Raw genomic sequence first — 7,954 nt, forward strand, 5'->3', positions numbered from 1 at the left:
TGGAGGAGGAGACGGTACAATGGATATTTGTATTCAAAATCAGTATTCAGATTGTAATGTAAGTTTTCCAATTTGTAGCAGCACTTCTTTCAATACAAACAGCTTTGGAGTAGGAAATGAATTAACCAATATACCAGGATGTTTTGGGAACTCTAACGAACTAGAAACTGTATGGATGACTTTTACAACACAAACAGCAGGAAATATAGGTTTTACGATAGACCCACAAAGTGCCACAGATGATGATTATGATTTTATATTATATCGTGCTGATAATAATAATTTTTGTGATGATATAAATACAAATGGAAGTATTGTATCCTGTAATGCTAGTTCTTCTACTGGTGCAAGTGGAAGCACAGGAATAAACACATTAATCTCAACAGGTTTTACAGATAATGACCCAAATCCTAATTCTGAAAACCCAGGGGCAGGAAATCCATATAATCACTTTGTTCCGACCACAGCAGGAGATAAATACTATTTAATAATTGATAATTTTAACACTTCTAATATAGGTTTTGATATTAGTTTTTCAGGAACAGCAGACCTAGACTGTACAATATTACCACTAGAATTGACAGAATTTGGAGGAGAAAAAGTAAAGGAACAAAATCTACTACACTGGGCTACTGCTAGAGAATACAATACTTCTCATTTTGAAATAGAGAGAAGTCAAGATGCAATGGATTTTATTAAAATTGGAGAGTTAAAAAGTGGAAATAAAAAATTAGAAACTCAAATCTATCAATATTGGGACAATGAGCCTCAAGTGGGTATAAATTATTATCGTCTCAAACAAGTAGATTTGGATGGTACCTTTACGTATACCAAAACAATAGCCATTGATAACCAAGGAATAATCACCACTTTTGAGATTCAAAAAATGTATCCGAATCCTGCCCAAAATGTCATCAATTTTGTCTTTACAGTACCTACTTCTAATTCAGAAATTCAAGTAGAAATCTTTGATAGCAATGGAAAATCAGTTTCTAAAAATACTAACACCTACCAAAAAGGAGTTCAAAACTTTAATCAAAATGTATCTTCTTTCTCAAAGGGATTGTATATTCTTAGAATATCGAATCTAAAAACAGGAGAAACATTGACAGAAAAATTTATTAAACAATAAATATATTTTGTCATAAATTTATTTACAAATACTATCATCTTACAACAATGTGTTTCTCTTAGACTACGTTTATTAGTAAACAGAAAACATGTTCAACTTACAATTAGAAATACAATTACTATGAAATGCAATAAATATTTATTTTACGCTTTAATAAGCATCTCTTCTCTAGTTTTGTTTAGTAAAAATTTATATGCACAAGGAAATACTTGTGCTACTGCTACTACTTTTAGTGCCGATTGTACCTCTCCAACTTCTTACAATCTAACTTCTGCTACTAATACAGTTACTCCTTCCTGTGGAGGGAATACTAGAGAGGGGTGGTATACTTTTACGGCAACTAGTACTTTTCATGTAGTAAATGTAACAGCAGATACTAGAAATGTAGTTGTATCTGCGTATGAGGGAACGTGTGCCTCTGCTGAAATAGCTTGTGCAAATGCAAATGGCAATGGAGGGTCAGAAACTCTAAGTCTCACTACAACCCCAGGGCAAACCTATTTCATACAACTAACAAGGAACAATGGTAATGGTAATATGTCTGGTACCATTTGCTTATCATCTCCCCTAGCCAATGATGAATGTACAGGAGCTATTGATTTAACTGTCAATACAGGTGCTTGTGTTCCTGTTGAACACACAAATGTAAACGCTACATTTGGTAATGCAGCTTCAGGAGGTAACCCTAGCTGTGCTAATGGAACAGGTTCTCCTGATGTTTGGTTTCGTTTTGTTGCTTCTAATGCTAGTACAGATATAGAAACACAAGCAGGAGCTGTGGGAGCTATTGGAGATACAGGGATGCAGTTATATAGCTCTGATGGTACGTGTAATAATCTAGCATCTTTAGAGTGTAATGATGATGGAGGAACAGGATTGTATTCACTAATTTCAAGAAATGATTTAATTGTAGGGCAAACATATTATATAAGAATATGGGGCTTCAGTGGAGCGACTGGTACATTCAATATATGTGTAACTTCTCCTGCTCCTATCGTTCCCCCAGCCAACGATGAATGTACAGGAGCTTTTGATTTGAACGTAGGGCAGTTTGAGTGTTCATTTGGAGGAATCACGACTGAAAATGCTACATATAGTAATACGTTTGGAGGAGACCCTACTTGTGCTAGTGGAACAGGTTCACAAGATGTTTGGTATAAGTTCGTAGCTCCTGCTGGTGGACAGGCTGTCATTGATACACAAGCAGGTTCTATTACAAATAGTGGAATGGAATTGTATCACTCTACAGATGGAACCTGTAACACGCTTACTTCTGTAGCTTGTGATGATAATAGTGGAAGTGGAAGTATGTCAAGAATATTAGATTATAATCTTACAGGTGGAGATACATATTATTTACGTGTATGGGATGCTGGAGGAGGAGACGGTACAATGGATATTTGTATTCAAAATCAGTATTCAGATTGTGATGTGAGTTTTCCTTTATGTAGTAGTTCTTCGTTTAATACTAATAGTTTTGGACCCGGTGCAGTAGATAGTAATATCGGAAATTGTTTTTCTGGAGGAATAGATGCAACAGAATTACAGTCTATTTGGATAAATTTTGAAATTCAAACTACAGGAACATTAAGTTTTATTATTGATTCTCAAAATCCAGGGGGAGATGATTATGACTTTAATTTATTTCGTGCAAATACGTGTACAGATATATCAGGAGCAAATAGTGTCTCTTGTAATGCTAGTTCTACTACAGGTACAGGAGGAACTACAGGTATAGATTCAGGTTTAGCAGCTGGATTTGGAGATAATAACCCTGACCCAAATTCTGAAAACCCAGGAGGAGGAAATCCATTTAATGATGATTTGAATGTAATCGCTGGCGAAAGATACTATATTGTCATTAATAACTTTAGTGCAACAGGTATTGGTTTTGACCTTAGCTTTGATGGAACCGCAGGTTTAGATTGTGTAGTCTTGCCTGTAGAATTGACAGAATTTGGAGGAGAAAAAGTAAAAGAACAAAATCTACTACACTGGGCTACTGCTAGAGAATACAATACTTCTCATTTTGAAATAGAGAGAAGTCAAGATGCAATGGATTTTATTAAAATTGGAGAGTTAAAAAGTGGAAATAAAAAATTAGAAACTCAAATCTATCAATATTGGGACAATGAGCCTCAAGTGGGTATAAATTATTATCGTCTCAAACAAGTAGATTTGGATGGCACATTTACGTATACCAAAACAATAGCCATTGATAACCAAGGAATAATTACCACTTTTGAGATTCAAAAAATGTATCCAAATCCTGCTCAAAATGCCATCAATTTTGTCTTTACAGTGCCTACTTCTAATTCAGAAATTCAAGTAGAAGTATTTGATAGCAATGGAAAATCAGTTTCTAAAAATATAAATACCTACCAAAAAGGAGTTCAAAACTTTAATCAAAACTTATCTTCTTTCTCAAAGGGATTGTATATTCTTAGAATATCGAATCTAAAAACAGGAGAAACATTGACAGAAAAATTTATTAAACAATAATTTTCAACAACTAAACATAAGACATTGTCATGCAGCCTTTTCATTTAGCTATCCCTGTCATTGATTTAGAGAAATGCCGTACATTTTATAGAGACGTATTGGAATGTTCGGAAGGACGAAGTGATGTACATTGGGTAGATTTTAATTTTTTTGGACATCAACTCGTTATTCATCAAAAAACTCAAAATGAATCAACAATAGAAAAGCCAGTTTCAAATCCTGTGGACGGACACGATGTTCCTGTTCCTCATTTTGGAGTTGTTTTAGAATGGAAAGTTTGGGAAGAATTAGCTAAAAAACTCAAAGCCAAAAATATAAAATTTGTCATTGAGCCGTATTTGCGTTTTGAAGGACAAGTAGGCGAACAAGCTACTATGTTTTTCCTAGACCCAGAAAATAATGCCCTAGAGTTTAAAGCCTTCAAAAATATAGACCAACTTTTTGCGAAGTAAATTTTCTTAGAAGTAGGATTTTCGTAAAAATAAAAACTAATTCTTAACTTTATCAATAGCCTTTTAAACTTCTAAAAAGGCTATTGATAAAATTTTACTCTCTTAAATATCAGCTTTTTTATCAACTTCAAAAATCCCTTAGCTGCTCTGTAATTCTTAAACTTAATAGATTCTTTAAAATGATACAGAACAGAAATAGAAAGTGCTTTGTATTCGTCGTTCGATTGGCAAAGTAAAAATGCCTTCTGACAGACTTTAAAAGTCGAATATAGATGAGGATTATTTTTTTTCTTAAACGTAGAAGAGTGAGAATGATTTATTTTTCTGTAAAAAGTTAAGTTTTCACTAAGAAAAACATATTTCCAATTTCTAGCACTTCGCACCCAAAAATCGTAATCTTCATAAGAGAGAGATTCATCATAACCTCCTAGCTCTTCTAAAACTTCTCTTTTGATAAGCATGGTTGGCGAGCAAATCATTCCTCCAGCACGAACAAGTTCTTTAAAAATATAGCCATCTTTAGGCTGTTTTTTATACCAATCATAGTAATAATTTCCAATCTGCTCACTTTTTTCATCTATCAAAACAGCATTGGTAAAGCAAACTCCTGTTTGGCTATCTGCATTTTCTAAAGCCTTTATTTGTTTTTCTAGCTTATCATTTTCAAATTTATCGTCGGCAGCCAAATCTATGATATACTCTCCTTTAGAAATTTTGAAACCTTCATTGAAAGCTGTGCAGTTTCCTTTATTTTTGTCTAAAAAAATAGTCTTTACTCTTGAAGCTATGTCATTATTTATTTCATAATAGTTTGCTAAAAAATGCTTGATTTTTTCCACACTGCCATCCACACTAGCATCATCCACAATGATAAGTTCCCAATTTTTATACGTCTGATTAAAAACTGAACTTAGAGCTTCTTCTACATAATCCTTATGATTGTAACACAAACAAATAATAGATACCATTTATTTCAATAGATTTATTATCCAAAACCCAAGAGCAATTCCTACAAAACCCAAAACAACATTGGCAAAACAATATAAAAAAGCTGTCTGATAACTACTAGCTTGAATAAGCTGATAAGTTTCTAAATTGAGTGTAGAAAAAGTACTAAACCCTCCACAAAAACCTGTCATAAACAAGGCTGCCATTATTTTCTCATTCTCTTGTTTTGCTTCTCCTAAATAATTTGAAAGCATTCCTAATACAACACAAGCTAAAATATTGGTTATGAAAGTAGCTGTTGGGAAATCAGTAATAGGTGTTTTTATCCATTTCGAAAATAAAAAGCGAAAGACAGAACCCATTCCTCCACCAAAAAAAACTAGAAATAATGATAATGTAGAGATGTTCATTCAGACAAAATATTTATTTTATTAAATACGAAAACCGTTTGGGATTGATAAGATTCCAAACGGTTTTTATTGAAACAGAATATAAAATATTAGTTTTCTGTGATGAGCGTACCGATTTCGTTACCTTGCAATACCTTCAACAGATTCCCTTCTTCATTCATATCAAATACAATAATAGGAAGGTTATTTTCTCTACAAAGCGTAAAAGCTGTCATATCCATAATATTCAAGCCTTTATTATAAACTTCTTGGAAAGAAAGATTAGAATAACGAACCGCATCAGGGTTTTTCTCTGGGTCAGACGAATAAACACCATCTACTCGTGTGCCTTTCAAGACCACATCTGCACCAATTTCGATAGCACGAAGCGAAGCAGCCGAATCAGTTGTAAAATAAGGACTTCCCAAACCAGCTACAAAAATAACGACACGCCCCTTTTCCAAATGACGAATGGCACGACGACGCACATACGGCTCACAGATTTGTTCCATCTTAATTCCTGAAAGCAAACGAGTATAAACTCCTACTTGCTCCAATGAAGATTGTAAAGCCATTCCATTGATAGAAGTGGCGAGCATTCCCATGTAGTCGCCCTGTACTCTATCAATACCAATTTTTGGAGATTGCATCCCCCTAAAAATATTTCCTCCTCCAATTACGATAGCTACTTGTAGCCCTTCATCTACTGCTTTTTTTACTTCTAATGCATATTGTTCTAGCCTTTCAGCATCAATACCAAACTGCTGTTTACCCATAAGAGCCTCGCCACTAAGTTTTAATAAAATACGGCGATAACGATAATTTGAAGAGTTGTTCGAATTGTACATACTATATTCAGATAATTGAAGAGTTGAAATCTATAAAATTATTAGGTAGTTGCTTGTGTTGAGCTTCTTTTGTTGTGATATTTTGCAAAAACACCAAATCAAATTCCATAAAAAAACCGTTTATCTTTAAGAAAAGTAAACGGTTAATAGATAATATTATCAGAAATGAAAGAAATAGAAAGATGTTGCACTTTGTGTGTTACAACTTTTCGCTTCCAGTCATTACGATATGCCTTTAAAAATTTCATGAACAGATTTAATATTTTTTGATACATTATTACAAAAATACGATTTTTTTTGTAAAACTACCATCATTGGAAAACAAAAAATACGCTAAACTAAACTATCAATTAGATTCAAATTGCTTAGAAATTTGTAATTTTGTAATACCTAGAATGCTTATCAAACACATTATTTCTATGAATATTTCTTCTACTTCATTCAATACTACCTACTGGCAAAACCGTTATGCTACTTCAGATACGCCTTGGGAAATAGGTTATGCAAGTCCCCCTTTAGTAGCTTATTTTGATAAACTATTAGAACAATCTGAAGAAAACAAAAACTTGAATATTCTCATTCCTGGTGGAGGAAGTAGCCACGAAGCCGAATATTTACATAACAAAGGTTTTAAAAATGTGTATGTTCTTGATGTAGCACACAAACCCTTAGAAGAGTTTGCCAAGCGTTGTCCAACCTTTCCTAAGGAACACTTGCTACAAGACGATTTTTTTCAGTTTGAAGGAGAGCAATCAGAATATTTTGGTTTCTTTGATTTGATTATAGAACAAACTTTTTTTTGTGCCTTAGACCCTCGCCTTCGAACAGATTATGCAAAAAAAATGCACCAACTTCTGAAAAAAGGAGGAAAACTTACTGGACTTCTCTTCGATTTTCCCATACAAGAAGAACAAGACAGTCCGCCCTTTGGAGGCAATGCAAATGAATATAGAGCTATTTTTGAGCCTTATTTTGAAATCAAAACACTAAAAAGATGTTACAACAGCATCAAGCCAAGGCAAGGAACAGAATTATTCATTAAAATGATAAATGATAAGCCTAAAACTATTTAGTCAAACAATCAATCGCTTGCCAAAGTTTTCTTTCGGTACTGCCCTAAGTATGAAAAGTCAGTTCCTTAGGGCAGACTGGTACAAAATCTTTGCGAGAGTCCTAAATTAATAATTTATAACTAAACACTAATCCTTAATATATATGAGCAGCACAATGGCATTAATCGTATTTATCCTAATTATGTCTGTACTTTTTCCAGCAGCAGGCTATTTTATGGATTATATGCGTCATCGAAAATATAGAACTCTTGATAAAGACGACCCTAGAAATGAGTTATTCAAAAACACAACCTCATCAGACACAAAATAAATTTATTCTGTAAAACCACTTAAATATGCTCACTCACTATCATATATTGAATGGAGACTCTTTAAAAGAACAGTTTCCAAAATCTATTCAAGGTAAAATAATCGTAGCTAGAGAGTGTTTAGTAGATGGAAATGTGGAAGGAGGAAATTTGGAGGAATTTTATAAAACAAGGGCTAAATTTATTGCCCTAAATTACAGTGGTTATACAGAAGAAGAATATCATAACAAAACGGTTACTGAATTTGAGAAAATACAAGCTATTCCTTCTAACTCAAAAGTTTATATGTGGTTTGAAGATGA

At 33.4% G+C, this 7,954-nt stretch carries 9 protein-coding genes; 6 read left to right on the forward strand and 3 right to left on the reverse strand.

The genetic code is table 11. The annotated features are described in order from the left end of the window. From QZ659_RS15170 to QZ659_RS15180, 3 genes are all read left to right on the forward strand, one after another. Positions 1–1,132: T9SS type A sorting domain-containing protein (locus QZ659_RS15170; protein WP_291726953.1), on the forward strand; the 1,132-nt coding region annotated here is incomplete at its 5' end. Positions 1,133–1,252: 120 nt separating this feature from the next. Further along, positions 1,253–3,634 (forward strand): T9SS type A sorting domain-containing protein, encoded by a 2,382-nt coding sequence (locus tag QZ659_RS15175; RefSeq protein ID WP_291726955.1) that lies wholly within the window; start codon positions 1,253–1,255, stop codon positions 3,632–3,634. Positions 3,635–3,663: 29 nt separating this feature from the next. Then, entirely contained in the window at positions 3,664–4,086 is a 423-nt protein-coding gene (locus QZ659_RS15180; RefSeq protein WP_291726957.1) for a VOC family protein, read from the forward strand. 80 nt (positions 4,087–4,166) lie between these two features. On the opposite strand, the gene QZ659_RS15185 is transcribed toward QZ659_RS15180, so the two are convergent. The 3 genes from QZ659_RS15185 to pyrH all read right to left on the reverse strand — a co-directional run bounded on the left by QZ659_RS15185 (position 4,167) and on the right by pyrH (position 6,271). After that, the gene (locus tag QZ659_RS15185; RefSeq protein ID WP_291726959.1) at positions 4,167–5,054 is read right to left on the reverse strand and encodes a glycosyltransferase family 2 protein; all 888 of its coding nucleotides are present in this window, start codon (positions 5,052–5,054) and stop codon (positions 4,167–4,169) included. Next, on the reverse strand, positions 5,055–5,444 hold the full coding sequence (crcB, locus tag QZ659_RS15190; protein WP_291726961.1) for a fluoride efflux transporter CrcB: 390 nt from the start codon (positions 5,442–5,444) through the stop codon (positions 5,055–5,057). 89 nt (positions 5,445–5,533) lie between these two features. Then, positions 5,534–6,271 carry a UMP kinase gene (pyrH, locus tag QZ659_RS15195; protein ID WP_291726964.1) on the reverse strand — a complete coding sequence of 246 codons (738 nt, stop codon included), beginning with the start codon at positions 6,269–6,271 and terminating at the stop codon, positions 5,534–5,536. Positions 6,272–6,690: 419 nt separating this feature from the next. On the opposite strand from pyrH, the gene QZ659_RS15200 reads away from it, so the two are divergent. From QZ659_RS15200 to QZ659_RS15210, 3 genes are all read left to right on the forward strand, one after another. Next, positions 6,691–7,344, forward strand: coding sequence for a methyltransferase domain-containing protein (locus QZ659_RS15200; protein WP_291726967.1), 654 nt, complete (start codon positions 6,691–6,693; stop codon positions 7,342–7,344). A 181-nt stretch (positions 7,345–7,525) separates the two neighbouring features. Further along, on the forward strand, positions 7,526–7,654 hold the full coding sequence (locus tag QZ659_RS15205) for a hypothetical protein (RefSeq protein WP_291726969.1): 129 nt from the start codon (positions 7,526–7,528) through the stop codon (positions 7,652–7,654). 25 nt (positions 7,655–7,679) lie between these two features. After that, positions 7,680–7,954 (forward strand): DUF1835 domain-containing protein (locus QZ659_RS15210; RefSeq protein ID WP_291726972.1); only part of this gene is annotated, 275 nt, incomplete at its 3' end.

Origin of the sequence: Bernardetia sp. (assembly GCF_020630935.1) — a bacterium.
Taxonomy (GTDB): Bacteria; Bacteroidota; Bacteroidia; order Cytophagales; family Bernardetiaceae; genus Bernardetia.